This is a genomic window from Staphylococcus rostri, from assembly GCF_002902145.1.
GTDB classification, from domain to species: Bacteria; Bacillota; Bacilli; order Staphylococcales; family Staphylococcaceae; genus Staphylococcus; species Staphylococcus rostri.
In genome coordinates, this window is the sequence record NZ_PPRF01000163.1 from 1 (window position 1) to 287 (window position 287).

1 protein-coding gene is annotated in these 287 nt (G+C 26.1%); it reads left to right on the top strand.

Features of this window, described 5'->3' with window-relative positions; translation table 11 throughout:
- The coding region (locus CD122_RS11700; protein WP_240624175.1) for a Cthe_2314 family HEPN domain-containing protein at positions 1–287 on the top strand (287 nt) is incomplete at both ends.

The following is a 287-nucleotide window of genomic DNA, read 5'->3' on the forward strand; positions in this document are numbered from 1 at the left end:
AGAGAAAAATTATTATTGGGTATTTTATTATCACAACATAACTCTTCATTTTTTACATACTATACACGATTTAATGTATATCTTGATAAGAGAATTAACCCGTTCTTATGAAGTTAAATTAGAATTAGGTTTTAAAAGAGAATTAGTAGGCAAATTAAAGGCTTCTGACAATGAAACTTTTAAAAAATTAGGAAATATACTTAATAAAAACAGTCCTATTCGTACCGTAAAGTATAGAGATGAATATACTCATAACATAACTCCATACCTGTCTCTTATACACATCT